29 protein-coding genes are annotated in these 25,490 nt (G+C 65.1%); 18 read left to right on the forward strand and 11 right to left on the reverse strand.

From position 1 onward, the window contains the following. Window positions 1–97: 97 nt before the first annotated feature. The 10 genes from ACT2B0_RS05675 (at window position 98) to ACT2B0_RS05720 (ending at window position 8,513) form a co-directional block, all read left to right on the forward strand. Window positions 98–2,341, forward strand: a complete 2,244-nt coding sequence (locus tag ACT2B0_RS05675) for a RelA/SpoT family protein (protein ID WP_473462341.1) — start codon at window positions 98–100, stop codon at window positions 2,339–2,341. A 204-nt stretch (window positions 2,342–2,545) separates the two neighbouring features. Beyond that, on the forward strand, window positions 2,546–3,136 hold the full coding sequence (locus ACT2B0_RS05680; protein WP_473462344.1) for a DUF2062 domain-containing protein: 591 nt from the start codon (window positions 2,546–2,548) through the stop codon (window positions 3,134–3,136). Continuing rightward, window positions 3,133–3,534, forward strand: coding sequence for a holo-ACP synthase (gene acpS, locus ACT2B0_RS05685; RefSeq protein ID WP_473462346.1), 402 nt, complete (start codon window positions 3,133–3,135; stop codon window positions 3,532–3,534). Before ACT2B0_RS05680 ends, acpS begins: the two co-directional genes overlap by 4 nt. 100 nt (window positions 3,535–3,634) lie before the next feature. Next, a complete protein-coding gene (lepB, locus tag ACT2B0_RS05690; RefSeq protein ID WP_473462349.1) occupies window positions 3,635–4,381 on the forward strand; it encodes a signal peptidase I in 747 nt (248 codons plus the stop codon). Then, window positions 4,378–5,100 (forward strand): ribonuclease III, encoded by a 723-nt coding sequence (gene rnc, locus ACT2B0_RS05695; protein WP_473462351.1) that lies wholly within the window; start codon window positions 4,378–4,380, stop codon window positions 5,098–5,100. The genes lepB and rnc overlap by 4 nt, the downstream gene beginning before the upstream one ends. Next, on the forward strand, window positions 5,073–6,026 hold the full coding sequence (gene era, locus ACT2B0_RS05700) for a GTPase Era (protein WP_473462353.1): 954 nt from the start codon (window positions 5,073–5,075) through the stop codon (window positions 6,024–6,026). The genes rnc and era overlap by 28 nt, the downstream gene beginning before the upstream one ends. Window positions 6,027–6,096: 70 nt before the next feature. Beyond that, on the forward strand, window positions 6,097–6,525 hold the full coding sequence (locus tag ACT2B0_RS05705; protein WP_473462355.1) for an MAPEG family protein: 429 nt from the start codon (window positions 6,097–6,099) through the stop codon (window positions 6,523–6,525). Between the two features lie 112 nt (window positions 6,526–6,637). Beyond that, window positions 6,638–7,249, forward strand: a complete 612-nt coding sequence (locus ACT2B0_RS05710; protein ID WP_481658460.1) for a class I SAM-dependent methyltransferase — start codon at window positions 6,638–6,640, stop codon at window positions 7,247–7,249. Further along, on the forward strand, window positions 7,236–7,994 hold the full coding sequence (gene recO, locus ACT2B0_RS05715) for a DNA repair protein RecO (protein WP_473462361.1): 759 nt from the start codon (window positions 7,236–7,238) through the stop codon (window positions 7,992–7,994). Before ACT2B0_RS05710 ends, recO begins: the two co-directional genes overlap by 14 nt. Beyond that, the gene (locus tag ACT2B0_RS05720) at window positions 7,995–8,513 is read left to right on the forward strand and encodes a PaaI family thioesterase (RefSeq protein WP_473462363.1); all 519 of its coding nucleotides are present in this window, start codon (window positions 7,995–7,997) and stop codon (window positions 8,511–8,513) included. Window positions 8,514–8,516: 3 nt separating this feature from the next. Here ACT2B0_RS05720 and ACT2B0_RS05725 read toward each other — a convergent pair whose 3' ends face one another. Next, a complete protein-coding gene (locus ACT2B0_RS05725) occupies window positions 8,517–9,755 on the reverse strand; it encodes an MFS transporter (RefSeq protein ID WP_473462365.1) in 1,239 nt (412 codons plus the stop codon). A 139-nt stretch (window positions 9,756–9,894) separates the two neighbouring features. Beyond that, window positions 9,895–10,755: a mechanosensitive ion channel family protein gene (locus ACT2B0_RS05730; RefSeq protein WP_473462368.1), complete on the reverse strand. Its 861-nt coding sequence runs from the start codon at window positions 10,753–10,755 to the stop codon at window positions 9,895–9,897. A gap of 272 nt (window positions 10,756–11,027) precedes the next feature. On the opposite strand from ACT2B0_RS05730, the gene ACT2B0_RS05735 reads away from it, so the two are divergent. Together ACT2B0_RS05735 and ACT2B0_RS05740 are read left to right on the forward strand one after the other, a co-directional pair. Beyond that, entirely contained in the window at window positions 11,028–12,128 is a 1,101-nt protein-coding gene (locus ACT2B0_RS05735) for a peptidase C39 family protein (protein WP_473462370.1), read from the forward strand. After that, the gene (locus ACT2B0_RS05740) at window positions 12,125–13,579 is read left to right on the forward strand and encodes a RimK family protein (RefSeq protein WP_473462373.1); all 1,455 of its coding nucleotides are present in this window, start codon (window positions 12,125–12,127) and stop codon (window positions 13,577–13,579) included. The genes ACT2B0_RS05735 and ACT2B0_RS05740 overlap by 4 nt, the downstream gene beginning before the upstream one ends. 29 nt (window positions 13,580–13,608) lie before the next feature. On the opposite strand, the gene ACT2B0_RS05745 is transcribed toward ACT2B0_RS05740, so the two are convergent. The 7 genes from ACT2B0_RS05745 to ACT2B0_RS05775 all read right to left on the reverse strand — a co-directional run bounded on the left by ACT2B0_RS05745 (window position 13,609) and on the right by ACT2B0_RS05775 (window position 17,783). Beyond that, window positions 13,609–14,169 (reverse strand): YfbR-like 5'-deoxynucleotidase, encoded by a 561-nt coding sequence (locus tag ACT2B0_RS05745; RefSeq protein WP_473465809.1) that lies wholly within the window; start codon window positions 14,167–14,169, stop codon window positions 13,609–13,611. Window positions 14,170–14,201: 32 nt separating this feature from the next. Further along, window positions 14,202–15,095, reverse strand: a complete 894-nt coding sequence (ygfZ, locus tag ACT2B0_RS05750) for a CAF17-like 4Fe-4S cluster assembly/insertion protein YgfZ (RefSeq protein WP_473465812.1) — start codon at window positions 15,093–15,095, stop codon at window positions 14,202–14,204. 109 nt (window positions 15,096–15,204) lie between these two features. Continuing rightward, window positions 15,205–15,639: a hypothetical protein gene (locus ACT2B0_RS05755; protein WP_473462376.1), complete on the reverse strand. Its 435-nt coding sequence runs from the start codon at window positions 15,637–15,639 to the stop codon at window positions 15,205–15,207. 62 nt (window positions 15,640–15,701) lie between these two features. Continuing rightward, a complete protein-coding gene (locus ACT2B0_RS05760; RefSeq protein WP_473462379.1) occupies window positions 15,702–16,532 on the reverse strand; it encodes a hypothetical protein in 831 nt (276 codons plus the stop codon). 43 nt (window positions 16,533–16,575) lie between these two features. Next, window positions 16,576–16,833 carry a hypothetical protein gene (locus ACT2B0_RS05765; RefSeq protein WP_473462382.1) on the reverse strand — a complete coding sequence of 86 codons (258 nt, stop codon included), beginning with the start codon at window positions 16,831–16,833 and terminating at the stop codon, window positions 16,576–16,578. A gap of 129 nt (window positions 16,834–16,962) precedes the next feature. Then, window positions 16,963–17,337 carry a TIGR02301 family protein gene (locus ACT2B0_RS05770; RefSeq protein ID WP_473462385.1) on the reverse strand — a complete coding sequence of 125 codons (375 nt, stop codon included), beginning with the start codon at window positions 17,335–17,337 and terminating at the stop codon, window positions 16,963–16,965. A gap of 2 nt (window positions 17,338–17,339) precedes the next feature. Then, the gene (locus ACT2B0_RS05775; protein WP_473462388.1) at window positions 17,340–17,783 is read right to left on the reverse strand and encodes an NUDIX hydrolase; all 444 of its coding nucleotides are present in this window, start codon (window positions 17,781–17,783) and stop codon (window positions 17,340–17,342) included. A 104-nt stretch (window positions 17,784–17,887) separates the two neighbouring features. On the opposite strand from ACT2B0_RS05775, the gene ACT2B0_RS05780 reads away from it, so the two are divergent. Then, window positions 17,888–18,655 (forward strand): SOS response-associated peptidase, encoded by a 768-nt coding sequence (locus ACT2B0_RS05780; RefSeq protein WP_473462390.1) that lies wholly within the window; start codon window positions 17,888–17,890, stop codon window positions 18,653–18,655. Between the two features lie 31 nt (window positions 18,656–18,686). Here the strand turns inward: ACT2B0_RS05780 and ACT2B0_RS05785 are convergent, their stop codons facing one another. Then, on the reverse strand, window positions 18,687–18,851 hold the full coding sequence (locus ACT2B0_RS05785) for a transcriptional regulator (protein WP_473462393.1): 165 nt from the start codon (window positions 18,849–18,851) through the stop codon (window positions 18,687–18,689). Window positions 18,852–19,256: 405 nt separating this feature from the next. On the opposite strand from ACT2B0_RS05785, the gene cysS reads away from it, so the two are divergent. The 5 genes from cysS to rarD all read left to right on the forward strand — a co-directional run bounded on the left by cysS (window position 19,257) and on the right by rarD (window position 24,797). Further along, entirely contained in the window at window positions 19,257–20,687 is a 1,431-nt protein-coding gene (gene cysS / locus ACT2B0_RS05790) for a cysteine--tRNA ligase (protein ID WP_473462396.1), read from the forward strand. 31 nt (window positions 20,688–20,718) lie between these two features. Then, window positions 20,719–21,210, forward strand: a complete 492-nt coding sequence (locus ACT2B0_RS05795; protein ID WP_473462399.1) for a GFA family protein — start codon at window positions 20,719–20,721, stop codon at window positions 21,208–21,210. Beyond that, a complete protein-coding gene (pip, locus tag ACT2B0_RS05800) occupies window positions 21,207–22,163 on the forward strand; it encodes a prolyl aminopeptidase (protein WP_473462402.1) in 957 nt (318 codons plus the stop codon). The genes ACT2B0_RS05795 and pip overlap by 4 nt, the downstream gene beginning before the upstream one ends. Before the next feature lie 35 nt (window positions 22,164–22,198). Further along, on the forward strand, window positions 22,199–23,812 hold the full coding sequence (cimA, locus tag ACT2B0_RS05805) for a citramalate synthase (protein WP_473462405.1): 1,614 nt from the start codon (window positions 22,199–22,201) through the stop codon (window positions 23,810–23,812). A gap of 79 nt (window positions 23,813–23,891) precedes the next feature. Continuing rightward, the gene (rarD, locus tag ACT2B0_RS05810; protein WP_473462407.1) at window positions 23,892–24,797 is read left to right on the forward strand and encodes an EamA family transporter RarD; all 906 of its coding nucleotides are present in this window, start codon (window positions 23,892–23,894) and stop codon (window positions 24,795–24,797) included. Between the two features lie 57 nt (window positions 24,798–24,854). Here rarD and ACT2B0_RS05815 read toward each other — a convergent pair whose 3' ends face one another. Next, complete coding sequence (locus tag ACT2B0_RS05815; RefSeq protein WP_473462410.1) at window positions 24,855–25,463, reverse strand: LOG family protein; 609 nt, start codon at window positions 25,461–25,463, stop codon at window positions 24,855–24,857. Between the last annotated feature and the right edge of the window lie 27 nt (window positions 25,464–25,490).

Consider the following 25,490-nt stretch of genomic DNA (forward strand, 5'->3'; position numbering starts at 1 on the left):
AGCCTCTTGCCCCCTACCGGGGGCGGTCGCTCATGTATAATCATGACATGCGCCGTGTCGTCGCGGCGCATGTTTTGTTTGCGGAGCCGGCCCTACGATGATGCGCCAGTATGAGCTTGTCGAGCGTGTGCAGCGCTACAAGCCCGACGTCAACGAGGCGCTCCTGAACAAGGCTTATGTGTACGCCATGCAAAAGCATGGCCATCAAAAGCGCGCCTCAGGCGATCCGTATTTTTCCCACCCGCTCGAGGTCGCCGCGATTCTGGTCGACATGCATCTCGACGAATCGACGATCGCGGTCGCCCTGCTGCACGACACGATCGAAGACACCACCGCCACCCGCCAGGAAATCGACGAGCTGTTCGGCAAGGACATGGGCAAGCTGGTCGATGGGTTGACCAAGCTGAAAAAGCTGGATCTCGTCTCCAAGAAGGCGGAGCAGGCGGAAAATCTGCGCAAGCTGCTTCTGGCGATCTCCGAAGACGTGCGGGTACTGTTGGTCAAGCTGGCCGACCGGCTGCACAATATGCGCACGCTCGACCACGTGCCAGAGCACAAGCGCCTGCGCATCGCCGAGGAAACCATGGACATCTATGCCCCGCTCGCCGGGCGCATGGGCATGCAGGATATGCGCGAGGAGCTCGAGGAACTCGCCTTCAAGCATATCAATCCAGGCGGCTATCGGGCGGTGACCGAGCGCCTGACGGAGATCTTCGAGCGCAACCGCGACGTCATCGGCGAGATCGAGACCGCACTGTCGAGCCTGTTTGCCGAGTACGACATCAAGGCGGAAGTGAAGAGCCGCCAGAAAAAGCCCTGGTCGGTGTTTCGCAAGATGGAGACCAAGGCGCTTTCCTTCGAACAGCTTTCCGACATTTTCGGCTTTCGTGTCCTGGTCGACGGCATCGAGGATTGTTATCGGGCGCTGTGCGCCATCCACACCACCTGGTCGATGGTGCCCGGCCGCTTCAAGGATTACATCTCGACGCCGAAACAGAACGACTATCGCTCCATCCACACAACCATCGTCGGACCGTCGCGCCAGCGCGTCGAGCTGCAGATCCGCACCTACGCCATGGATAAGGTCGCCGAATACGGCGTCGCCGCCCATTCCATTTACAAGGATCTCGGCAGCAAGCCGAACGGCGCTGGCCATGCCATTTCCACCGAGACCAACGCCTATGCCTGGCTTCGCCGCACCATCGAGGCGTTGTCGGAAGGCGACAATCCCGAGGAGTTTCTGGAGAATACCCGTCTGGAGATGTTTCAGGACCAGGTGTTCTGTTTCACGCCGAAAGGCAAGCTGATCGCCCTGCCGCGCGGCGCCACCCCGATCGACTTCGCCTATGCCGTCCACACCGATGTCGGCGACACCTGCGTCGGCGCCAAGGTCAATGGCCGCATCATGCCGTTGATGACGGAACTCAAGAATGGCGATGAGGTCGACATCATCCGTTCCAAGGCGCAAGTGCCGCCCGCGGCCTGGGAACAGGTGGTCGTCACCGGCAAGGCGCGATCGGCGATCAGGCGGGCCACGCGCGCCGCGATCCGCAAGCAATATTCCGGTCTCGGCACCCGCATCCTCGAACGGGCCTTCGAGCGGGCCGGTCACAGCTATTCGCGCGATCAGTTGAAGCCGGTGCTGCATCGCCTGGCGCGCAAGGACATCGAAGACGTCGTTGCGGCTGTCGGACGCGGCGAATTGTCATCGCCCGACGTGCTGCGCGCCGTGTTTCCCGATTACAAGGACGAACGCGTGACCGCGGCGGCGCGCCCGCGCGAAGAGGGCTGGTTCAATCTGCGCAACGCCGCCGGCATGCTGTTCAAGATTCCGGGCCGGTCGGCCAAGAAGGACGGCGCGCAGAAGCGCAAGAAGAAGGTTTCCGAGGAAGGGGCCCTGCCGATTCGCGGCGTCGCCGGCGATCTTCCCGTGCGTTTCGCTCCCGAGGGCGCGGTTCCCGGCGACCGGATCGTCGGCATCATGCAGCCGGGGTCCGGCATCACCATCTACCCGATCCAGTCGCCGTCGCTGACCGCCTTCGACGATCAGCCGGAACGCTGGATCGACGTGCGCTGGGACATCGTCGAGGGCACCAATGAACGGTTTCCCGCGCGCATTTCCGTCACCGCGATCAACGAGCCGGGATCCCTGGCCGAGATCGCCCAGCTGATTGCTTCCAACGATGCCAACATCCACAAATTGTCGATGGTGCGCACCGCGCCCGATTTCACCGAGATGGTCTTCGACCTCGAGGTCTGGGACCTGAAACATCTCAACCGGCTGCTCGCACAGCTGCGCGACACGCCGTCCGTCAGCGAAGGCCATCGCGTCAATGGCTAGAGGGTGGTTCCCGCAATCGATGGACCGACCCGGGGCCGTGCGCCGGCACTGCGACGGATGTCCATGTTGGCGATGCCACATTGCGGGGCTATATCTTTGTTAAGCGGGCAATGGGATGGTTGCCGGGCCGGGGCTGGCCCGGCGGTGGCCGTCGACGATGGTTCAGATCCCGATTTACGCGAACGAGCCGGGGTGGTTTGATCGATGTTGTTTCGGCGTAGAAAGCCGGCAGACATGTGGGAGCGCACACGCACATTCGTGTGGCCGCGCCGCTCCTTCTGGCGCTCGGCCCAGTATTACGCCAAGCGCGTCCTGCGTCTCAACGCCACGCCGCATGCGATCGCGGCCGGTATTGCGTCCGGCGTGTTCGTCTCGTTCCTGCCCTTTCTTGGCTTTCATTTCGTTTTAGCCGCCGTGATTGCGTGGCTTCTCGCCGGAAATCTGCTCGCCTCGGCGATCGGCACCGCCATCGGCAATCCGATCACTTTTCCACTGATCTGGGCCTCCACTTACGAACTTGGCAGTTTCCTGCTCGGCAGCGGACAACCGGGAGCCTCGGCGACGATCCATTTCGGGCGCATGCTGCGCCATCTCGAGTTTTCCCAGCTCTGGGACCCGCTCTTGAAGCCGATGACGGCCGGCGGCATACCGCTCGGCATGGCCTTCGCGGTCGCGTTCTACATTCTCACGCGCTGGGGCGTGGCCGCATTCCGCCGTCAGCGCCAGCGCCGGCTCGCCGAACAGGCCATGCGTCGGGCGGTGCGCCCGGCCGGCGGGGCGGTCGCGCGCGGATGATTGTCGGTCTCGGGTCCGATCTGATCGACATCCGTCGCATCGAACGCTCGCTTGACCGGTACGGACGGCGTTTCACGCAGCGCATTTTCACCGAAACCGAACGGATCAAATCGGAAGGGCGCAAGCACCGCGCGGCTTCCTATGCCAAGCGCTTCGCGGCCAAGGAGGCGTGTGCCAAGGCGCTCGGCACGGGTATCGCCCAGGGCGTGTTCTGGAACGAGATGGGGGTGGTCAATCTCGACAGCGGCCGTCCGACCATGGAGCTCACCGGCGGGGCGGCCGCGCGGCTGCGCGCGATCCTGCCCCCGGGCCACGAGGCGTGCATCCATCTCACCATCACCGACGATCACCCGCTGGCCCAGGCTTTCGTGATCATCGAGGCGGTTCGTGCCGAATAAGCGCCACGATTGCGGTGTTTGCCCGGTGCGGCCGGGCAACGCCGTTGCTCCGCGCCGCGCAAGCCGATAAGACCTGTCGGCTGACTGATTTGAGGACGAAATGAGCGTGGCTGACAAATCACGGAAAAAATCTGGCGGGCTGGGCGAGACGGTCAATGTCATTGTCCAGGCGCTGCTGTTGGCCCTGATCATCAGGACATTTCTGTTTCAGCCGTTTTCGATTCCGTCCGGGTCGATGCGCCCGACGCTTCTGGAGGGCGATTATCTGTTCGTGACAAAATGGGCTTACGGCTATTCGAGGCACTCCCTGCCGTTTTCGCCCGACCTGTTTGAAGGCCGCATCTGGGATGCCGCCCCCGAGCGCGGCGACGTGGCGGTGTTCAAATATCCTCCCAATCCGGCGCTCGACTATATCAAGCGCGTCATAGGCCTGCCGGGCGACCGCATCCAGATGCGTGAGGGCCAGCTCTACATCAATGGCAAGCCTGTCGATCGCCAAAAGACAGGCCAGATCGACAATCCCGACATCACCGAGGTCAACCGTCCGGTTGACGTCTATCGCGAGACCCTGCCGAACGGCGTCTCCTACGACACGCTCGACGTGACGCCGAACGGCATCAGCGACGACACGCGCGAATTCGTCGTGCCGGCGGGACATTATTTCATGATGGGCGACAATCGCGACAATTCCGCCGACAGTCGGGTGTTCGGGTTCGTACCGGAAGAAAATCTCGTCGGTCGTGCCAACATCATCTTCTTTTCCATCTCCGGTGGCGCCAGCCCGCTCGAGATATGGAAATGGCCGAGCCAGATTCGCCCGATGCGGCTGTTCAACATGATCAGATGACGGCCAGGAAACGCTTTTCGGGCGCGGCGCTGGTGGAGGCGCTGCGTGAGCGCACCGGACACACTTTCAACGATCTCGAGCGGCTCGAACGCGCGCTGACCCATTCGAGCGCCCGGCGCCGGACCGGTTCGGACTACGAGCGTCTCGAGTTTCTCGGCGATCGCGTGCTCGGGCTGGTCGTGGCCGACCTGTTGTTTGACGCCTTCCCGGGCGCTCCCGAAGGCGAACTGGCGCTCCGGCTCAACGCGCTGGTCAGCGGTGAGGCCTGCGCCGAGGTCGCCGAAGAGATCGGCCTGGCCGATTTCATCCGCGCCGAATCGGGGCTCAGATCGGTGTCCGGACGCAAGGGCCGCGGCACGCGCGCCGACGTCATGGAAGCGCTGATCGCCGCGATCTATCTCGACGGTGGGCTCGATGCCGCGCGGTCCTTTATCCTGAGATATTGGGAACCGCGCAGTCGCAAGGCGCAGGGCGCTGCGCGCGACGCCAAGACCGCGCTGCAGGAATGGGCCCACCAGGTCGCCGGCGTCACGCCGGCCTATCAGTTGGAAGGTCGCGAGGGCCCTGATCACGAGCCGCTGTTCACCATCAGCGTCAGGGTCGGCGACCTTGCCCCGGCTAGCGGCAGCGGCCGCGCCAAGCGCGAGGCGGAGCAGGCCGCGGCGACGGCGATGCTGGAGCGCGAGGGCGTATGGGAAAAGACGGAAGCGGCACAGTGACCGAAGACACAGAGCGTAGCGAACACAACAGCGTATCGACGCATTCCGGCTTCGTGGCGCTGGTGGGCGCTCCGAATGCGGGCAAGTCGACCCTGATCAACCAGCTGGTCGGCACCAAGGTCTCGATCGTCACCCACAAGGTGCAGACGACGCGCGCCATCGTGCGCGGCATCGCCGTGCACCGCAACGCCCAGATCGTGTTTGTCGACACGCCGGGCATCTTCAAGCCGCGCCGCCGCCTCGACCGGGCGATGGTCAGCACCGCCTGGGGCGGGGCCAGGGACGCCGATATCGTTTTGGTGATGATCGACGCCGAGCGCGGGATCAGGGGCGACGCCGAGGCGCTGCTCGACCGGGTCGGCGAAATTTCCCAGCCGATGGTGCTGATTCTCAACAAGGTCGACCGGGTCAAGCGGGAAACCCTGCTGGCGCTCGCCGCGGCCGCGAACGAAAAGGCTGCCTTCTCGCGTACCTTCATGATCTCTGCGCTGACCGGCTCGGGCTGCGCCGATCTGCTCGACCATCTCGCCGAAAGCCTGCCGGAGGGGCCTTGGTACTATCCCGAGGATCAGGTTTCCGACCTGCCGATGCGCCAGCTCGCCGCAGAGATCACCCGCGAAAAGCTCTATCTGCGTCTGCATCAGGAACTGCCCTATTCCTCGCATGTCGAAACCGAGACATGGCAGGAAAAGCCGGACGGTTCGGTGCGTATCGAGCAGGTAATCTATGTCGAGCGCGACAGCCAGAAGAAGATCGTGCTCGGCCACAAGGGCGAGACGATCAAGGCGATCGGTAGTGCCGCGCGCAAGGAGATCGCCGAGGTGCTCGAGCAGAAAGTGCATCTGTTCCTGTTCGTCAAGGTGCGCGAGAACTGGGGCGACGATCCGGATCGCTACCGCGAGATGGGGCTCGATTATCCGGGCTGACACGCCGGCTTCTTTTAATTCACATCTATGTTAAATTGATCGTCGCTGCCTGACATGGGAGGAGCGATCGATGACGACCGAGCTGCTTTATCTGTTCCTGACCTCGGTGCTGCTCGCCGTGGCCTGGATTCCCTTCATCTATGGACAGGCGACGCATGTCGGCCCGTTGACGCCGAAGGAATATGTCGAGGGCCGCCACGCCGAAGTGCCGCACTGGATACGCCGCGCCGACCGCGCCCATCTCAATCTCGTGGAGCAATACGGCGCCTTCGCCGGGCTGGTCGTCGTCGCCCATCTTGCCGGCGTGTCCGACGCGGTCACGGTCTGGTGCGCGGCGATCTTCTTCTTCGCGCGCCTCGCCCACGCCGTGATCTATATCGCCGGGGTTTCCGTGCTGATGGCGCGCACCGTGGTCTTTCTTGTCGCCTTCCTGGCGCTGGTCGTCTACGCGATCGACATTCTTGTCAGCTTCGAATGGGCTGCCGTGTCCGCTGCTTGACCGGCCGGTCCTGGCTTGACACCACTGCGCGGGAAAGTGACGGGGCAGGGCGCGGGGCGGCACTATGATCGATGACGTGCTTGACGGTTACGCCGCGGTGTCGGACGCTTGGGTGGCGCGCTCGGAGGCGATTTCACCTGAGAGATTATACACGCCTGTCGCCGATCTCTTCCCGCGCCGGCCGCTGCGTGTCGCCGATATCGGCGCCGGGAGCGGCCGTGATGCCGCATGGCTTGCCGATCAGGGCCACCGCGTCGTCGCCGTTGAACCGGTGGCGCGGCTCAGATGCGCCGGCGCTGTGCTGCACGCGGATGCCGGTATCTCCTGGCTGGACGACCGCCTGCCGGAGCTTGGCCATCTTGCGGCGTTGGGCCCGTTCGACCTGATGCTGGTGGTCGGTGTCTGGCAGCATCTCGCCGACCGGCATCGCCCACTGGCGATGAGCCGTCTCGCTGAAGCGCTTGCGCCCGGCGGTCTGATGATCATGGCGCTGCGTCACGGGCCCGGCGCGCCGGGCCGTCCAGTCACGGCGATCCGCTCAAGCGATACGGTCGCCCTTGCCTCGGCGAACGGGCTCGGCCTCCTGCGCGAGACACAAACAGCGTCGATTCAGCCGCAAAACCGGGCGCTCGGCGTTCATTGGACGTGGCTTGCCATCACCCGGCCCGGCCGGTCTTGCCTTCCGGGCGAAATCGGTCCACGCATCAGCAATGGAATGGCGTGACGAGGGCATCATCATCGGTTCGCGCCGGCATGGCGAAACCAGCCTCATTCTGGAGGTGATGACGCGCGCCCACGGCCGGCATCTGGGTCTGGTGCGCGGCGGGCGCTCGCGCAAGCAGCAGCCGGTGCTGCAGGCGGGCAACCGGGTCGAACTGGCCTGGCGGGCGCGGCTCGACGAACATCTCGGCACCTATCAGGTCGAGGCGCTGGAACTCAACGCCGCCCGCCTCCTGTCGGGCGCCTGCGCCGTCTACGGCCTGCAGACCCTGTCCGCGCATCTGCGGCTTTTGCCCGAGCGCGATCCGCATCCGCGCCTTTTCGAGACCTTTGCGGTGATCCTGCAGCATCTCGACGACGAGACCCTGGCGGCCGAACTGATCGTGCGTTTCGAACTGCTGATCCTCGACGAACTCGGGTTCGGGCTCGACCTGTCGCGCTGCGCGGCCACCGGATCGGCCGAGGACCTCGTTTTCGTCTCGCCCAAATCCGGACGCGCAGTGTCGCGTCTGGCCGGCCAGCCCTACGCCGACCGGCTGTTGGCGCTGCCGGCATTCCTGCACGCGCGCGCCGGCCTGGGTGGCGATCTCGACGCGGTCGAGGCAGCGTTCCGGCTGACCGGTTATTTCTTCACCCGGCACGTCTACGAGCCGCGCGGCATCGCGCCGCCGCAAACCAGGGCCGGGTTCCTGGCAGCGCTCAGGCGAAGCCGCGCCGCCACCGATATCGCCGTAAAAGAGGAGACCTGAATGCGCGCGGTGGAACTTTATCCCGGTCACATCTCTCCGCTGGGCGTGGGCACAATCCCGCATGAGGACATCGAAAACCACACCGGGCTCGAACTCCTGCAGCGCATCGTCGACGGTGCCTATCCCGCGCCGCCGATCGGCGCCACCTTGAATTACGGTCTGGTCGAGGTTTCCGAGGGGCGCGCGGTGTTTCGCGGTGTCCCGAACGAGCGCCATTTGAACCCGCTTGGCGGCGTTCATGGCGGTTGGGCGGCGACGTTGCTCGATTCGGCGCTGGCCTGCGCGGTACAGACCCTTCTGGCCAAGGGCGAGGCCTATACCACGGCCGAGTTCAAGGTGAACCTGACCCGTCCGATCACGCCCGGGACTGGCGAGGTGGTCTGCGAGGGCGTCGTCGTGCACAAGGGCCGCACGCTGGCGGTCTCCGAAGCCAAGCTTCTTGACGCCAAGGGCAAGCTGCTCGCGTTCGGCACCGAGACCTGCGCGATCTTTCCGGCGGAGAAGCTGAGACCGCGCTGATCCCTATTCGGCCGCGGCGAGCGCCGGTCGATCGACCGCCTGCTCCCTGATCGGCCAGTGCACGATCGCCGCGAACAGGCCGAGCGCGACGCCCAGCCACCACACCGCATCGTAGGAGCCGTAGAGGTCGTAGAGATAGCCGCCAAGCCAAACGCCCAGGAACGAGCCGATCTGGTGCGACAGGAAGACGAACCCGCCCAGCATGCCGAGATGGCGGGTGCCGAACATGATGGCGACCAGCGCGTTGGTCGGCGGCACCGTCGACAGCCACAGCAGCCCCATGATGATGGCGAACACGACCACGCTGGCCGGCGTTTGCGGCAAGAGCAGGAACGCCGTCACCAGCACCGAGCGGCCGATATAGATCCAGGCCAGGAAGATCGGCTTGGAATAGCGTTGGCCGATGAAGCCGGAGGCGAGCGAGCCGATAATGTTGAAAAACCCGATCAGGGCGAGGGCAATCACAGCATAACGCGCCTCGATGCCGATATCCGAAACATAGGCGGGAAAATGCGCGGTGATGAAGGCGACCTGGAAACCGCAAACGAAAAAGCCGGACACCAGAAGCAGATAGCTGTGATGGCCAAAAGCCTCGCGCAGGGCCTGGCCGGCCGTCTGCTCGATCTCGCTCTGGCTGTTGCTGCCGCTCGACGAATTGCCGCGCAACGGAACGGCCAGCAGCGGGACGGCCAGCATCATCACACTCATGATGACCAGCGTGTCGTGCCAGCCATAGCTGTCGATCAGCCCCTGGCTCAGCGGGGCGAACAGGAACATGCCGGCCGACCCCGCGGCTGTGCCGATGCCGAAGGCGAGGCTGCGGCCCTCCGGCGGTACGTTGCGGGCAAAGGCTGCCAGCACGATGCCGAACGAGCCTGAGGCGACCCCGAGCCCGACGAGCAGGCCGCCGCCGATATGCAGCATGGTCGCGCTCTCGGCGCCCGCCATCAGATAGAGCCCCGACGCGTACATCGCCCCGGAAAGCGCCAGCACCCGCCAGGTTCCGAATTTGTCGGCAATTGCGCCGAACAGCGGCGTGCCCAGTCCCCAGGCCAGGTTCTGGATCGCCATCGCCAGCCCGAACGTCGTGCGATCCCAGCCTTTTTCGGCAAGCATGGGCAACTGGAAGAAGCCCATCGCCGAACGCGGACCGAAGGTCAACGCCGCGATCAGGCAGCCGCAGATGATGATGAGCCAGGGCAGGGTGGATCGGCTCTCGGCGGGACTGGACGGGACGGCCATGCGGGGGCGAACTCCTGTTCGCATGGATTTTAGCGATCGGTCGGCTTCATTCCAGCGAATAGAGCGCGTTGTGTGGATCAATTTTCTTGATGAAAGACACGGGCGGCCGGCGCCGCGCCCAGCGCGGCGCCGGCGTGGTTCAGTCCTTGTCCTGGCCGATCAGATGCACGTCGCGCTGCGGGAAGGGGATCGAGATGCCCTTGTCGTCAAAGGCGAGCTTGGCGGCCTTGGTGACGTCGAGCTTGGTCTGGAACCAGTCCGGCGTCCTGGTCCAGTAGCGCGCCGTCACCGCCACCGCGCTGTCGCCGAGTTCGCTGACGAAGGTGGTCGGCGCCGGTTCGGACAGCACCCGCTTGTCGCCGTCGATCAGCCCGGCCAGCGTCGTCTGGGCCAGGTCGATGTCGTCGCCATAGCCGATGCCGATTGTCACGTCCGCCCGGCGCAGCGCATTGCGCGTATAGTTGGTGACCGGCGAGTTCCACAATTCGCTGTTGGGGGCGAGCACGAACAGCCCGTCGACAGTTTTCAATTCGGTCGCAAACAGCCCGATCTCCACGATGGTGCCCGAAACGTTGCCCGCATCGATATATTCACCGACGCGGAACGGCCTGAGCACCAGCAGCATGATGCCGGCGGCGATGTTCTGCAACGTGCCCTGCAGGGCGAGCCCGATGGCCAGGCCGGCGGCGCCGAGCGCGGCCAGGATGCTGGCCGTCTGGACGCCGAATTGCGCCAGAACGGCGACGACGGTGATGATCAAAACGCCGTAACGCGCCGTCTTGGACAGAAACTTCTTCAGCGTTTCGTCGAAGCCGCGCACGCCGGAGAGCCCGCGATAGGCCGAGCGTTCGACCACCCCGGCGACGATGAAGCCGGCGATCAAGAGAATCACCGCGCCCAGGACCGAGAAGGAATACTCCACGGCGAGCGCGCCCGCCTGCTCCAATCCGGCGCTGAGCGCTGCCATCATACCGGTTGCGTTTTCTCCGATCTTGTCCATGGGGGTCCTTCGCGATTGTGTGATTTGACCGGCATTAGACCGGATCGCGCCCCGGCTTGAAAGGCCGCGCGCGGCAAAATCCGGAGGCCGCCGCCAGCCCGCGCGACAGTGGCGATCGTCGTTTGGAAAGAGCAATGTCTGTCCAAAGGTTTCGCCACACTTCCGTCGCAATTCAGGTGCGATGGCAATTCTCAGCCTGCGCCGCATGACGACCCGGTACAGGCGGCTCCGAGGGCGGAGCCACAGGGTCGCCCTTGGATCATGACGCAGCCATGTCTTCGCGCGTTCGCCCGGCCGGTATGGCCGATATCGATGCTCTGGTCGCCATCGAGCAAGCCGCTTTTGCGGGCGATCGGATATCGCGCCGCTCTTTTCGCCAGTTGATCGAGCGGGAGACCGCCGCCGCGCGCGTCGTTGAGGTGGACGGACACGTCGCCGGTTATGTCGTGGTGCTGTTTCGCAAGGGTAGCGGCGTGGCCAGGCTCTATTCGATCGCGCGCACCTGCGGTCTGGCCGGGCTTGGCCGGGCGCTGCTCCAGGCGGCCGAAAGCGCGGCGTTCGATCGCGAAAGGCTCTTGCTGCGGCTCGAAGTGCGCGAGGACAACCACCGGGCGATCGCACTTTACAAGCAGAACGGCTATCGCCGCATCGGCCGCGAGCCCGACTATTACCATGACGGTATGGCGGCGCTGCGGTTCGAAAAGACGCTGCGCGGCCAGCATCCGCCCGCGACCGGCGTTCCCTATTATCCGCAGAGCTGGGATTTCACCTGCGGCCCGTGCTGCCTGATGATGGCCGCCGGCCATTTCCTGCCCGGCTACGAAGCCGACCGGACCACCGAACTGCGCCTTTGGCGCCAGGCGACGACGGTGTTCATGATGTCGGGCGCCGGTGGCTGCGAACCGTTCGGACTGGCGGTGGCCGCGCACGATCTCGGCCTGTCGGCCGAAATCTTCGTGTCGGCCGTCGGTCCGCTTTTTCTGCAGTCAGTGCGCAGCCACGAAAAACGCTCGGTGATGGAAGTGGCCCAGGCCGATTTCCGTCGGCGCGCTGTCGAATACGACATCCCAACCCATACGCGCGCCTTTTCGCTGGATGATATCGGCGCCTGCCTGTCCGGTGGTGGGCTCGCGATGGTTTTGGTGAGCGGCTATCTGATGTTCGGCCAGAAGGTTCCGCACTGGGTGCTGGCCATCGCCGATGATGGCAAACATATTACCATCCATGATCCGTGGGTGGAGGACGAGCGCGGTGAAACCATGACGGATGCGGCCGGTATTCCCGTGCCTTATGCGATTTTCATGCGCATGGCGCAGTTCGGGCGCGACGGGTTGCGCGCCGCAGTGATGATCAAACGGCACGAGGAACGATGAGCTGGGTCATTCTCACGGGCAGGCGCAACGACCTCGGTCCGGCGGCCACGCCGCACAAGATCATCACCAATCGCGATTACCTCGCTCATCCGGCGCTGTTTCGCGGCCAGCGGCCGAAGGTTATCAACCTGTCGAACAGCTATGCCTATCAAAGCCGCGGTTATTACGCATCGCTGCTGGCGTCGTCGCGCGGCCATCGCGTCATCCCCTCGGTGGAGACGATCATCGATCTGTCAGAGCGCAAGCTGTACGAGAACGCGCTGCCGGAGCTGGAGCAGGCGTTGAACAGATGTCGCAAGGATCTGGGAGGCATCGTTCCGGCGCGACTGACGGTCTTCTTCGGCATTGCGTCAACCAAGGCGACCGACCGCTTCGCGCGTTTGCTGTTCGACTGGTTTCGCGCGCCCGCGCTTGAGGTGACGATCGAGGATCGCGCCGGCTGGGCGGCGATCCGCAAGATCGGCTTTCTGCCGCTGGCCCGGATGAAACCCGACGAACAGGCGCGCTTCGTCGACTGTCTGGCCACCTATACCGGCCGCGAGTGGCGCGAGACGAAATCGCGAACCACGGCGCGCTACGCCTTCGCCACGCTGATCGACCCGAACGAGGAACTGCCGCCCTCGCAGGTCTCGTCGCTGCGCCACTGGGCCAGGGTGGCCGCCAGGATGGGGGTCGAGGTCGAGCCGGTGACGAAGAAGGATCTGGCCCGGCTCGCCAATTACGACGCGCTGTTCATCCGCGAGACGACGGCGATCTCCAACCACACCTACCGCTTCGCCCGCCGCGCCCAGCAGGAGGGTATGCCGGTCATCGACGATCCGCTGTCGATGATCCGCTGCACCAACAAGGTCTATCTCAACGAATTGATGGAGTTAAACAAAGTACCTGTGCCGCCGACGGTGATGATCGCCGGCCCTGCCGATCTCGAGACGGCGGCAAGCCAGCTCGGCTTTCCGCTGGTGCTGAAAATCCCCGACAGCGCCTTTTCACGCGGGGTGAAAAAGGCGGCCGACGAGCGCGCGCTCAAGGAGCTTGCCGGCCATTGGTTGCGCGAATCCGATCTGCTGATCGCGCAGAAATTCCTGCCCACCGAATTCGACTGGCGCATCGGCGTGCTCGGCGGCGAGCCGCTGTTCGCCGTCCAGTATCTGATGGCGAAAAAGCACTGGCAGATCGTCAATCACGACCGAGGCGGCAAGCCCGTGCAGGGCGGCTTCAAGGCTTTCACCCTGCGCGATACGCCCGCCCACGTGGTCGACGTCGCGGTGCGCGCGGCGCGCTGCATTGGCGACGGGCTCTACGGTGTCGACCTCAAGGAAACGCCGGACGGCGTGTTCGTCATCGAGGTCAACGACAATCCCAATCTCGATCATGGGTGCGAGGACGCCGGCGAGAAGGACGCGGTCTGGACTCGTCTGACGCAATGGTTTCTCGACCGGCTGGAGCGATAGGCCGGCTCGCGTGCCAGCCTGCTTCCGCGTCAGCCGGCCTCGATCGCCTCGAAACGCGCCACGAAGGCGCGCTGCGCTTCGCTGGCCGGTTTCGGCTCAAGATCGAGCATGGCGGCGGTAAAGCCGCGCGGCCGGCCGAAAAACTTCGCCGCCTCGCTTTCGGAAAACCCGGCCAGTTCCGTTGCTTCGAAATAGGCGGCGATCTGGTCGGCGCGCTTGATGGCTTTTCTCAGCGTCTCGGGCAGTTTCGCCGGCAGGCCGTAACGCAGATGGATGGCCGCCTGGATGCGGTTTTCCACCTCCTTGTAGCCACCGCCTACGACGGCCTTGAACGGCGAGATCATGTCGCCGATCACATATTCGGCGCCGTCATGCAGCAGGGCTGCCAGGCGCGGGCGGCGATCCTGCCGGCCCGGGCTTTGGGCGAGGATCGCCTCGACCAGCAGCGAGTGCTGTGCGACCGAAAAAGCGTGGTCCCCGTGGGTCTGGCCGTTCCAGCGTGCCACGCGCGCCAGTCCGTGGGCGATGTCGACGATTTCGATGTCGAGCGGCGAGGGGTCGAGCAGGTCGAGCCGGCGGCCCGACAGCATACGTTGCCAGGCGCGACCCGGCGCGCTGGCGGTCACTGCGCGGCTCCGTCGGGCCTCGGTTCGGAAAAGGAAAAATCCATACCGGGCGGAATTTCCAGCGTCACCGCGACGTCGCCGGCGCTGATTGCCGTGCCGGCGTCGATCGCCTCTTTGGCCCGGTCGATGCGAACGATGGCCAGGCCGTTGCTGCCGGCCACCGAGCCGAGCGTGCCGATCGGACGTCCATCGACGGTCACTGGCGTGCCGGGGGCGGGCAGGGGTGAGGAAGCACGTACGATCAACAGGCGCCGCCGCGCGGTGCCGCGATGCTGCATGCGGCTGACCACTTCCTGGCCGACGAAACAGCCCTTGCGCAGACCGACGCCGCCATTTTGGTCGAATAGCACGTCGTGCGGAAAGGCGTCGCCGAGCGTGTAGTCGGCGCCGCTTTCGGCCACGCCATGCTCGATCCGCAGCCGCGTCCATGCGTCTTGCTCGGTGTCGGCCCGCTGGTCGGGTGCGGCGTGGTAATGGCGGCGCACCGCCAGGCGGTCGGGAAAGCGTGTATCGGCGAGCGCGCCTGAATCACTTTCTGAACCGGATGATTCAAGCTGTGAACCACCCGAATCATCTTGCCAGGAAACCAGAACAATTCCCTGTTCCTGCTTTGTTATTTCGACTTTGGCGCGCAGCTTGTAAAGCATCAGACGGCGCAGGAAATCGTCCGCAATGTCGGCGCGGCACTCCACAACGAAACCGGCTTCGCCATCGCGGGCGATCAGGAAATCGAACAGGATCTTGCCTTGCGGGGTCAACAGCGCGCCGGGTTTTGCGGCGTTCTTGCCAAGTGCCGCGAGGTCGGGCGTGACCACGTTCTGGAGCAGGCTTTCGGCGTCAGGGCCGCGCACCGATAGGAGGGCGCGGTTGTCGAGGCGAATGGTCGGCATGAACAAAATCGGCCTGTGATTGGACACTCCGCCTAGGTAGGCCGGGCCGGCCGGAGGGGCAAGGGGAGAGCAACGTTGCGGCCGGCACGCGGGCCGCGTAAGCGCGCTGCTAGCGGTCGATGCCCGCGTCGCCGCGTCTGCGCAATTGCGCGGCCAGTCTACGCAGCCGTTCCGCACCCTGGGCGCTGAGCCCGCCGGCGTCATAGTCGCGGCGTACGGCCTGTTCCAGATCGTCGGCGATGGTGTCGAGCGTCGTTGAGTCGCGCAAGGCCGGATCGTTCAATTCGAACAGATTGATCCACCGGTCGGTGTCGCGACCGAAATGCATCAGCCGATCGAAATAGATGTCCGGGTCACGCTTGGAAAAGGCGCCCATGATCGCGGCCAGGATCGAGAGCGGGCTCATCACCACGTCGCGCAGCCCGTCGGCGAACAGTTTTATCTGGAACATCGCGACGCGCCGGACGATCCCCGCGCGCGAGCGGACGCGGCGGCGTTGCAAAGCGTGTTCGAAAGGCGGGGCGAAATGGTCTCGCGCGCTCATGACGGCTCTCCCTCTCGCCTTTTCATATGGGCGCGCCGGTGCCGCGTGCAAGGCACGGAGGCTCAGTCGCCGGCGACAAAGAACACCCAGCGGCCCTCCGGGGTGATGCCGACGCGATAGAAATTGTAACCGCCGAAATTCTTCATGTCCTCGTAGTCGCCCGCGGTGACGATCTCGAACAATTCCACCCGCTGCGGCGGCGTCAGCGCGTCGAGCGGCATCGAGAAGAAATAGGGCCAGACATAGATCTCGTTCGGCGTGCCCGCGTCGAGGTGGACGTAGCCGGCATCCAGCACCTCGAGCAGAATGGCGAGGATTTCCTGCCCGTCGGCGTCGCCCGCCGCCTGGCGCAGGAACTCGATCGGATCGCCCTCGACGGTCCCGAAGGAAAGTTGGGTGCCGTTCGGGCCGGGGCCGATCAGCGGCCTGAGCGCCTCCAGTTCGCCGCTGCGGCAGGCCGACATGATCAGCCCGTGCATGCGCCGGACGGGTTCGGGCAGCCGGTCGAGATCGTAGATGACCTCCGGAAGTGTCTGGTCGTCCGAGGCTGCTTCGGTGCCGTCATCCTCGCTCGGGACGTCCGGTTGCGGTGTTTCCACCGTGCCGCCTGGCGTATCGGGCAACGGCAAGCGCTCGATCGGATCGGGCAAGGGGACCGTTTCGACCGGCTGGTCCGGCGGCGCGACCATATCGCCGGCATTGTCGAGCGGCGCGTCCGGCATTTCATTGCGCTTGAGCTCGCTGAGCGCAAGCTGTTCGCGGACCGTGATTGCCGTCGCGCCGGCTTCGGCGCTCGGCACCGCCAAGGCGAGGCCCGCAGCCGACAAAAACAGCAGCAGCGCCGATCGTCTTGTCGGTCCACTGCGTGATCGTGCTGTCGATGCGCTCAGCATGCGGTATGGATCGCCTGGCTTGGCCCCCGTGCTGGACGAGGCGTTAGTGGCAGGAGCGAGCGTGCTCGAATTCGCCGCTGACCACTTTTTCGCGGATTTTCTCGATCAGCCCGAGCGCGATGTCCTCGTTACAGGATCGCAGCAATTCCTCGAAAGCCGTGGTCAGCGCCGCCTCGGCGATGATCTCGGGTTCGATTCCGGCCGACAGGCCCTCCGCCCAGGCTTCCGTCTGACTCTCGATCGCGGTCAGGCGCTTTTCCTCGCGAATCAGCGCGTCAATTTCACCGCTGCCATGTTCCATGTAGCATTCCACCCTTTCAGCAGTGCGCCGAATCGGCACCGCCGGCCGTCGTCCCTTAATGTCCCGTTAATCTTTTAGCATATGCAAAACGGCTTGCACGCCGCGCCTGCGGAAAAAGTTAACGAAGCCCTAATTGCCGAACATCGCCGCGGTGTCGCGCGACAATAGCTCGCCCTCCTTCATATAGCGTTCGATCGCGGCCTTGGTCGATTCGGTGCAGTTCACATGCGTTTGCGCGAACGAGCGGTAGCCGCGGTTGAAACGGGCGATGTAGCGCGCCCGCTTGTCGGCGGGCGGATTTTCGCTGGCCAGCAGCGCCTCCATTTGCTCGCGCCACAGATTGCCCGTCTCTCCGCACAGATTGCGCAGATAATGCAGCGATCCCAGCACCTCGGCGAGCCGCAGCAGGCGCTCGTCGTACGGCGCGTCGACGGCGCGCGCCGGTGTGGCCGTCAGTGTCGAAAACGCCAGAACGGCGGATAGAAGGGCGGTTGTCGCGCGCATGGTCATCGATCCTGGTCGCTGATTTTGTCACCAGCAAGACCGGCCGACACGCCGGGTCCCGCCAGCATGGCGTCGACGGCGCTGCGCATTGACGGCGGCATGGCAAGCGCGCGCGCCTCGTAGAGCGAATACCAGCCGACCGCCTCGGCATCGTCGGCCGCGACCGCCTCGCCGCCGGCATAGTCGCCCGCAAACACCGTAAGCCGGTATGTCGATGGGTGGTCGTTGGCCGCCGGCAGGTCGACGACCTCGTGCACGACGAGCGCGCCCGCCGAAAGCCCGGTTTCCTCCCTCAGTTCGCGCCGCGCGGCTTCCTCGAGCGTCTCGCCGGCCTCGACCCGGCCGCCGGGGAAGGCATAGACGCCCTTCGACGGCGCACGCGCGCGCCGCACCAGCAACAGCCGGTCGCCGCGCCTGAGCGCGACCGACACGGCCAGTACGGGCATTTCATTCTGTCTCATGGCCGCAACAGGTAGCCGTCTGCGCGCCGTCGCGCAATCTGTGCCGGCGCCGGCTTGACGCGCGCACCGCCCGCGGCGACCTTGCCGCCATGTGTGGACGGTTTGCATTGACGGTGACGCTCGATGAGGTCGAGACGTTTTTAGGCGTAGCCGGCGGCGTGGATTTCCCGCCGCGCTACAACATCGCCCCGACCCAGCCGATCCTGGTCGCGCTCGCCGGCCCGCCGCGCCGGCCGGGCTCGAACCTGCCCGACAGGCAGGGGCTGCTGGTGCGCTGGGGGTTCATCCCGGCCTGGGCCAAGACCCCGGGGGACCTGCCGCTGCTCATCAATGCGCGCTCGGAGACCGCGGCGGAAAAAAACTCCTTTAAGGCCGCCATGCGCCATCGCCGGGCGTTGATCCCAGCCTCCGGCTTTTTCGAATGGAAGCGCCGGGACAACGCAAAGGCGCAGCCCTATTTCGTGCGCCCGCGAGACGGCGGTCTGATCGCTTTTGGCGGGCTGATGGAAACATTTCTGGATCCGGGCGGGGCGGAACTCGACACAGCGGCGGTCCTGACCACGGCCGCCAACGCCCAGATCGCCGACATCCACCACCGCATGCCGGTGGTTATCCGCCGCGCGGATTTCTCGCGCTGGCTCGACTGCCGCTCCTACCGTCCGGCCGATGTCGCCGACCTTCTGAGGCCGGTCGAGCCCGGTTTCTTCGAGGCGATCCCGATATCCGACAAGGTCAACAAGGTCGCCAATGCCGGACCGGATATTCTCGACCCGGTCGCGCTAGGCGCAGACACCGACGCCTACGAGGCGCCCGCTGCGCCCGGCCGGGCCGTCGGGGCCCAACTCGACCTGTTCTGACGGCGTCCGCGTCAGACGCCGTGGAACGGCTCTAAGCCGTCCGGCCTTGCGCCGCAACGCCGTCGTTTTCCTTCGCCTTCAGGCAGATCAGCGCTGCAAGCACCGCCGCCGGTCCGATGGCGCGGTACTTGTTGGTGAGGGCCTGATCTTCGGCGCGCTGGCGTTCGCGTTCGGCTTCGATCGTGGTGCGTGGCATGGCGTTTTTGAACCCGTCTCGTTCTCGTTCGCGGCAACCGCTGAACGGGCCGCCACTTGGGTCTCGATTGCGACCGAAACGTGGCAGTTGCCGTTCTGGTTCGCAGCGTGCGGTGATTCCGCTTAACGGAGGGTTTCTTCCGGGCCGGACTGTTGCGTTCCGACAACATGCCTGGTGCTCGCGGCACGCCAATTCGCCTTGACGCTCGGCGCTGCCGGGGCGATAAAGCCGGCCATGAAAACGCTTCGTGCCATTACCGGCATCTGCATTTGTGGCTAGCGCCCCGCTGGCCCGGTCGTTTTCGTTCCTCTTCACGGTTGAGAAAAACGCCCCGGCCAGTCGGCGGGCGACGGATTTCGGGTAGCGGCCGGCCGGTTCCGGCGGCCGGCGATGAAGGAAAAACGCATGTCTGAGGCCTTTCGCGGACTTCGCCTCTACAACACGCTGAGCCGAGAGAAGGAGGATTTCGTCCCCCTCGACCCGCACGATGTGCGCCTTTATGTCTGCGGGCCGACGGTCTACGATTTCGCCCATATCGGCAATGCCCGTCCCGTCATCGTCTTCGACGTATTGTACCGGCTGCTGCGCCATCTCTACGGCGCCGACCACGTCACCTATGTGCGCAACATCACCGACGTCGACGACAAGATCAATGCGCGCGCGTTGCGCGATTTCGGCGACGACATCCGCGCCGGCCGGCTGAGCCTCAACCAGGCGATCGGCAAGGTGACGCACAAGACGGCCGACCAGTTTCATGAGGACGTCAAGGCGCTCGGCTGCCTCGAGCCGAGTTTCGAGCCCCGCGCGACCGAATTCGTTCTGCCGCGCGACGACGGCAAGACCGACATGGTCGGCTTGATTCAATCTCTCATCGAACGCGGCCATGCCTATGCGGTGAAAGGCGAAATCCTGTTCGACACCGCTTCCATGCCCGATTATGGTCGCCTGTCGCGGCGCAGGCTGGAAGACCAGCAGGCCGGCGCGCGCGTGGCGGTCGAGGCGCACAAGAAGACCCCGGCCGATTTCGTGTTGTGGAAGCAGTCGTCCAGCGACGAGCCCGGCTGGGACGCCAGCTTCGTCATCGACGGCAAAAGCACGACCATTCGCGGCCGCCCCGGCTGGCACATCGAATGCTCGGCGATGTCTGCGGCCTATCTGGGCGAGGTCTTCGACATTCACGGCGGCGGGCTCGACCTGATCTTCCCGCATCACGAAAACGAGATCGCCCAGTCGCGCTGCGCCCACGGCACCCAGGCGATGGCGCGCTACTGGATGCATAACGGTTTTCTGCAGGTCGAGGGCCGCAAGATGTCGAAGTCGGAGGGCAATTTCGTCACCATCCACGATCTGCTGCACACCGATAAATTCGGCGGCCGCAAATGGCCGGGCGCGGTCTTGCGGCTCGCCATGCTGATGACCCATTACCGCGAGCCGATCGATTTTTCCGTGCGCAGGCTGGAGGAAGCGGAAAACCTGCTCGCCAAATGGCGTCGCCGGGTAACGGGCGCACACGGCGGCGAAGTCGAATTGCCGTTTGTCGAGGCGCTTTGTGACGATCTCGACCTGTCCGGCTATCTTAAGCTGATGAACGCTCCGGAGCTGTCCCCGGACACGCTTTTTGCGGCCGGCGCGCTGATCGGCATCGATCTATCGGCCCTTGAGGCGGATATCGACGTCGCTCAATTCGTCGAACGCCGCCTCGCCTTGATCCGCGACAAAAACTGGGCCGAGGCCGACCGCATCCGCGATGAACTGGCCGCTCAAGGCATTCAGTTGAAGGACGGCAAGGACCCCGGGACCGGCGAGCGCGTCACCACCTGGGAGGTGAAGCGGTGAGGGCGGCGACGATGTGGGGAGGAGGCGCGCGATGAGCCTCGACAACAAGCCGGTCTATGCCGGCGGCTGCCAGTGCGGCTCGGTGCGCTTTCGCGTCGAGGGCGCGCTCGGCGAGGCGTCGGTGTGCCATTGCCGCATGTGCCAGAAGGCGAGCGGCAATTTTTTCCTGCCGCTGGTGTCCGTGCGCGCCGCCCGGCTCGAGTGGACCCGTGCCGAACCGAGCCGGTTTCGTTCGTCCAATCACGTCCGGCGCGGCTTTTGCGAAAAATGCGGCACGCCGCTCACCTACGAGGCGCCGGACGGCGTGGCGCTCGCCATCGCCGCCTTCGACCAGCCCGAAGAGATCGCGCCCGTCGTGCAGTGGGGCGTGGAGGCCAGGCTGCCTTACGTGGACGCCCTGCGCGACCTGCCCGGCCGCACGACGCTGGAGGACGAAGCAGCCGGCACGTTCCTGCACGAAATCGACTCCTTCCAGCATCCCGACCGCGACACCGAAACCTGGCCGCCGGAAGGTTCGTCATGACCGCGTTGCGCATGCTTTATCCCGAGATCGAACCGTTCGAAACCGGACGGCTCGATGTCGGCGACGGCCATGTCATCTATTGGGAACGCGCCGGCACAAAGGGTGCCAAACCGGCCGTCTTCCTGCATGGGGGGCCGGGCGGCGGCATCGCGCCGGCGCATCGGCGCCTGTTCGATCCGGCCCGTTACGATGTGCTGTTGTTCGACCAGCGCGGCTGCGGCCGCTCGACCCCGCACGCTTCGCTCGAGGCCAACACCACCTGGCACCTGGTCGCCGACATCGAGCGGCTACGCGCGATGATGGGGGTCGAAAAATGGCAGGTCTTCGGCGGTTCCTGGGGCTCCACCCTGGCGCTCGCCTATGCCCAGGCCCACCCCGGGCGCGTATCGGAGCTGGTCCTGCGCGGCATCTACCTGCTCACCCAGGCCGAGCTTTCCTGGTATTATCAGTTCGGCGTCTCGGAGATGTTTCCCGACAAGTGGGAGCGGTTCGCCGCCCCGATCCCGCAGGCCGAGCGGGCCGACATGATGGGCGCCTATCGCAAGCGCCTGACCGGCGCCGACCGGGCCGCGCAGATCGAGGCGGCCAAGGCCTGGAGCCTGTGGGAAGGCGAGACGATCACGCTCCTGCCCGAACCCGCCACCAGCGGCAAGTTCGGCGAGGACGATTTTGCGCTCGCCTTCGCCCGTATCGAGAACCACTATTTCGTCCATGGCGGCTGGCTCGACGAGGCACAGTTGCTGCGTGACGCCGGCCGGCTCGCCGACGTTCCCGGCGTTATCGTCCACGGCCGTTACGACATGCCTTGTCCGGCCAAAAACGCCTGGGCCTTGCACAAGGCCTGGCCGCGGGCCGAATTCCATCTGGTGGAGGGCGCCGGCCACGCCTTTTCCGAACCCGGCATTCTCGACCGGCTGATCCGCGCCACCGACGCCTTTGCGGAAAAAACCTGACGCCGCGCCGCGCGGCCCTGTTTCGGACATCTGACATGACAAAACAGCGCATCTATCTCTTCGACACCACGCTGCGGGACGGCCAGCAGACGCCCGGCATCGACTTTTCCGTCGAAGACAAGATCGCCATCGCCGCGCTTCTGGACGATTTCGGCATCGACTATGTCGAGGGCGGCTATCCGGGCGCCAATCCGACCGATACGGCGTTTTTTGCCGAAAAGCGCACGACGCGTTCGGCCTTCGTCGCCTTCGGCATGACCAAGCGCGCCGGCGTTTCGGCCTCCAACGATCCGGGGCTGGCGGCGCTGATCGCCTCGGCCTCCGATGCGGTCTGTTTTGTCGCCAAGAGCTGGGACTATCACGTGCGCGTCGCGCTTGGCTGCACCAACGAGGAAAACCTCGACTCGATCCGCGCCTCGGTCGCCGCGGCGGTCGCAGCCGGCAAGCAGGCGATGCTTGATTGCGAGCATTTCTTCGACGGCTACAAGGCCAATCCCGACTACGCGCTCGCCTGCGCGCGCGCCGCCTACGAGGCCGGCGCGCGCTGGGTGGTGTTGTGCGACACCAATGGCGGCACTCAGCCGGCCGAAATCCGCGGGGTCGTCGAAAACGTGATCGCCGCCGGCATTCCCGGCGACCGGCTTGGCATCCACGCCCATGACGATACCGGCCAGGCGGTGGCCAATTCGCTGGCCGCGATCGAGGCCGGCGTGCGCCAGGTCCAGGGCACGCTGAACGGCATCGGCGAACGCTGTGGCAACGCCAATCTGGTCTCGCTGATCCCGACCCTGATGCTCAAGCCGCTTTACGCCGACCGCTTCGAGACCGGCCTGTCGGCGGAGGGGCTCGCGGGTATTTCGCGCCTCAGTCGCGCTTTCGACGAACTGCTCAACCGTGCGCCGGAGCCGCAGGCGCCCTATGTCGGCGCGTCGGCCTTTGCCACCAAGGCCGGCATCCATGCCTCGGCGCTGTTGAAGGAGCCTGAGACCTATGAGCACGTGCCGCCGGAGGCGGTCGGCAATGCACGGCGCGTCATGGTTTCGGACCAGGGCGGCAAGGCCAATTTCATCGCTGAGCTGAAGCGCCGCGGCATTACGGTCGCCAGGGACGATCCACGCCTCGACACGCTGATCGCGCTGGTCAAGGAACGCGAGGCATCGGGTTATGCCTATGAGGGCGCGGATGCCAGTTTCGAACTCCTGGCGCGGCGCACGCTCGGCCGGGTGCCGGATTTTTTCACGGTCGATTCCTTCCGCTGCATGGTCGAGCGTCGTTTCGATGCCAACGGCCAGTTGAAGACCGTGTCGGAGGCGATCGTACGCGTGACCGTCGACGGCGAAACCAAGCTCTCGGTCGCCGAGGGGCACGGGCCGGTCAATGCGCTCGACATCGCGTTGCGCAAGGATCTCGGCATTTTCCAGACCGAGATCGCCGACATGGAACTGGTCGACTACAAGGTGCGTATCCTCAATGGCGGCACGGAGGCGATTACCCGTGTGCTGATCGAATCGCATGACGGCGCCGGCGCGCGCTGGTGGACGGTGGGCGTGTCCGACAACATCATCGACGCCTCTTTCCAGGCGCTGATGGATTCGATCGTCTACAAGCTGATCAAGAACCGCGAAACGGCCGGGCTGGCGGCTGCGTAGTAGGCCAGAGCCGGGTTCACCACTGAGCCATGCGGTCACGCCGTTGACCGGATGCCGGGTCAGGGCGCATAGCACGGGTATGACAGTCGACACGGCTCCGGCCGAAAACGCCGCCGCGCGCGGCTTCGCCTTCGCCCTTGCAGCATATCTGTTGTGGGGGCTCCTGCCGCTCTACCTGAAGCTGGTGGGCCATGTTCCGGCCGTCGAGGTACTGGCCCATCGTATCGTCTGGTCGGTGCCGTTCGCCGGCGTGGTGCTGATCCTGCTCGGCCGTACCGGCGATGTGAAGGCCGCTCTGCGTTCGCCGCGCACGCTCGCCATGGCCGCGCTCACCGCGGCCCTGATCTCGGTCAACTGGGGTGTTTATGTCTGGGCGATCGCGGCCGAACGGACGGTCGAAGCCTCGCTCGGCTATTACATCAATCCGCTGGTCAGCGTGTTGATGGGAGCTGTCTTCCTCAAGGAGAGGCTGTCGCGCCTGCAGATGATCGCGATTGCGCTGGCCACGGCCGCCGTCGCGCTGCTGACGGTCAGGGCCGGCGGCCTGCCGTGGGTGTCGCTGGTGCTGGCCTTTTCCTTTGCCGTCTACGGCTTCTTCCGCAAGACGCTGCCGATCGGGCCGAGCCAGGGTTTTTTCCTTGAGGTGATGGTGCTGTGCGTGCCTGCGCTTGCCTATATCGCCTGGCTGGGCGTCGTCGGCGAGGGGCATTTCGTTTTGTCGGCGCCGACCGACATGGTGTTGCTCGTCGGGTGCGGGGTGGTCACGGCGGGGCCGCTGATGCTTTACGGGTTCGGCGCCAAGCTGCTGCGATTGTCGACCATCGGTATCATGCAATATATCGCCCCGAGCATGATTTTCCTGCTTGCGGTCTTCGTGTTCGGCGAGCCGTTCGGCGAAACCCGCTTGCTGGCCTTCGCCATGATCTGGATCGCGCTGGCACTCTACAGCTGGTCGATGTACCGCAATCGCGGCGCGCCGGCATAGGGGTCGCGCCCGGCTGCGGCCTGCTTTGGCCCCAGGCAGCCCCGCCCGACAGATACGCTAGAGCCGGTTGATAATCCGTCGGTCGCCGGCCGAGACCTGGTCCGCCGACGTTTCGGCGACCAGTGTCGGGACGATGTCGTCGACCCGGTCGATGACCAGCGGACGCACGCGGTCGCCGGTGTGGACGAAACCCTCGGCGCGCATATGGTCGAGCAGCGCCAGCATCGGATCCCAGAACCCGTCCAGATTGGCGAACACGATCGGCTTGGAATGGCGGCCGAGCTGGGCCCAGGTCATGATCTCGACGATTTCCTCCAGCGTGCCGATCCCGCCGGGCAGCGCCACGAAAGCGTCGGATTTTTCGAACATGATGTGCTTGCGCTGATGCATGTCCTCGGTGGTGACCAACTCGTCGAGCTGGGCCAGGGCGTTTTCGGTGGCTTCCTTGTTCATAAGGAAGCGCGGGATGATGCCGGTCACCTTGCCGCCGGCGCTCATCGCGCCCGACGCGACCGCGCCCATGACGCCCTTGGCGCCGCCGCCATAAACCAGGCGCAAATCGGCCCCGCCGATCGCCGCGCCGAGCGTCTTGCCGGCCTCGACATATCGGGCGGAGGTGCCCGGCGACGAGCCGCAATAGACACAGATCGAATGAATGCGTTCCATGGCGGTGATTGGTGATACCCGCGACTT

The organism is Nitratireductor sp. J20-h4, from assembly GCF_056780505.1.

What these genes read in the sequence shown, in the direction of transcription:
- ACT2B0_RS05675 (WP_473462341.1), top strand. Translation starts at nt 98, where the DNA reads ATGATGCGCCAGTATGAGCTTGTCGAGCGTGTGCAGCGCTACAAGCCC.
- ACT2B0_RS05680 (WP_473462344.1), top strand. Translation starts at nt 2,546, where the DNA reads ATGTTGTTTCGGCGTAGAAAGCCGGCAGACATGTGGGAGCGCACACGC.
- acpS (WP_473462346.1), top strand. Translation starts at nt 3,133, where the DNA reads ATGATTGTCGGTCTCGGGTCCGATCTGATCGACATCCGTCGCATCGAA.
- lepB (WP_473462349.1), top strand. Translation starts at nt 3,635, where the DNA reads ATGAGCGTGGCTGACAAATCACGGAAAAAATCTGGCGGGCTGGGCGAG.
- rnc (WP_473462351.1), top strand. Translation starts at nt 4,378, where the DNA reads ATGACGGCCAGGAAACGCTTTTCGGGCGCGGCGCTGGTGGAGGCGCTG.
- era (WP_473462353.1), top strand. Translation starts at nt 5,073, where the DNA reads ATGGGAAAAGACGGAAGCGGCACAGTGACCGAAGACACAGAGCGTAGC.
- ACT2B0_RS05705 (WP_473462355.1), top strand. Translation starts at nt 6,097, where the DNA reads ATGACGACCGAGCTGCTTTATCTGTTCCTGACCTCGGTGCTGCTCGCC.
- recO (WP_473462361.1), top strand. Translation starts at nt 7,236, where the DNA reads ATGGAATGGCGTGACGAGGGCATCATCATCGGTTCGCGCCGGCATGGC.
- ACT2B0_RS05720 (WP_473462363.1), top strand. Translation starts at nt 7,995, where the DNA reads ATGCGCGCGGTGGAACTTTATCCCGGTCACATCTCTCCGCTGGGCGTG.
- ACT2B0_RS05725 (WP_473462365.1), bottom strand. Translation starts at nt 9,755, where the DNA reads ATGGCCGTCCCGTCCAGTCCCGCCGAGAGCCGATCCACCCTGCCCTGG.
- ACT2B0_RS05730 (WP_473462368.1), bottom strand. Translation starts at nt 10,755, where the DNA reads ATGGACAAGATCGGAGAAAACGCAACCGGTATGATGGCAGCGCTCAGC.
- ACT2B0_RS05735 (WP_473462370.1), top strand. Translation starts at nt 11,028, where the DNA reads ATGTCTTCGCGCGTTCGCCCGGCCGGTATGGCCGATATCGATGCTCTG.
- ACT2B0_RS05740 (WP_473462373.1), top strand. Translation starts at nt 12,125, where the DNA reads ATGAGCTGGGTCATTCTCACGGGCAGGCGCAACGACCTCGGTCCGGCG.
- ACT2B0_RS05745 (WP_473465809.1), bottom strand. Translation starts at nt 14,169, where the DNA reads ATGCTGTCGGGCCGCCGGCTCGACCTGCTCGACCCCTCGCCGCTCGAC.
- ygfZ (WP_473465812.1), bottom strand. Translation starts at nt 15,095, where the DNA reads ATGCCGACCATTCGCCTCGACAACCGCGCCCTCCTATCGGTGCGCGGC.
- ACT2B0_RS05755 (WP_473462376.1), bottom strand. Translation starts at nt 15,639, where the DNA reads ATGAGCGCGCGAGACCATTTCGCCCCGCCTTTCGAACACGCTTTGCAA.
- ACT2B0_RS05760 (WP_473462379.1), bottom strand. Translation starts at nt 16,532, where the DNA reads ATGCTGAGCGCATCGACAGCACGATCACGCAGTGGACCGACAAGACGA.
- ACT2B0_RS05765 (WP_473462382.1), bottom strand. Translation starts at nt 16,833, where the DNA reads ATGGAACATGGCAGCGGTGAAATTGACGCGCTGATTCGCGAGGAAAAG.
- ACT2B0_RS05770 (WP_473462385.1), bottom strand. Translation starts at nt 17,337, where the DNA reads ATGCGCGCGACAACCGCCCTTCTATCCGCCGTTCTGGCGTTTTCGACA.
- ACT2B0_RS05775 (WP_473462388.1), bottom strand. Translation starts at nt 17,783, where the DNA reads ATGCCCGTACTGGCCGTGTCGGTCGCGCTCAGGCGCGGCGACCGGCTG.
- ACT2B0_RS05780 (WP_473462390.1), top strand. Translation starts at nt 17,888, where the DNA reads ATGTGTGGACGGTTTGCATTGACGGTGACGCTCGATGAGGTCGAGACG.
- ACT2B0_RS05785 (WP_473462393.1), bottom strand. Translation starts at nt 18,851, where the DNA reads ATGCCACGCACCACGATCGAAGCCGAACGCGAACGCCAGCGCGCCGAA.
- cysS (WP_473462396.1), top strand. Translation starts at nt 19,257, where the DNA reads ATGTCTGAGGCCTTTCGCGGACTTCGCCTCTACAACACGCTGAGCCGA.
- ACT2B0_RS05795 (WP_473462399.1), top strand. Translation starts at nt 20,719, where the DNA reads ATGAGCCTCGACAACAAGCCGGTCTATGCCGGCGGCTGCCAGTGCGGC.
- pip (WP_473462402.1), top strand. Translation starts at nt 21,207, where the DNA reads ATGACCGCGTTGCGCATGCTTTATCCCGAGATCGAACCGTTCGAAACC.
- cimA (WP_473462405.1), top strand. Translation starts at nt 22,199, where the DNA reads ATGACAAAACAGCGCATCTATCTCTTCGACACCACGCTGCGGGACGGC.
- rarD (WP_473462407.1), top strand. Translation starts at nt 23,892, where the DNA reads ATGACAGTCGACACGGCTCCGGCCGAAAACGCCGCCGCGCGCGGCTTC.
- ACT2B0_RS05815 (WP_473462410.1), bottom strand. Translation starts at nt 25,463, where the DNA reads ATGGAACGCATTCATTCGATCTGTGTCTATTGCGGCTCGTCGCCGGGC.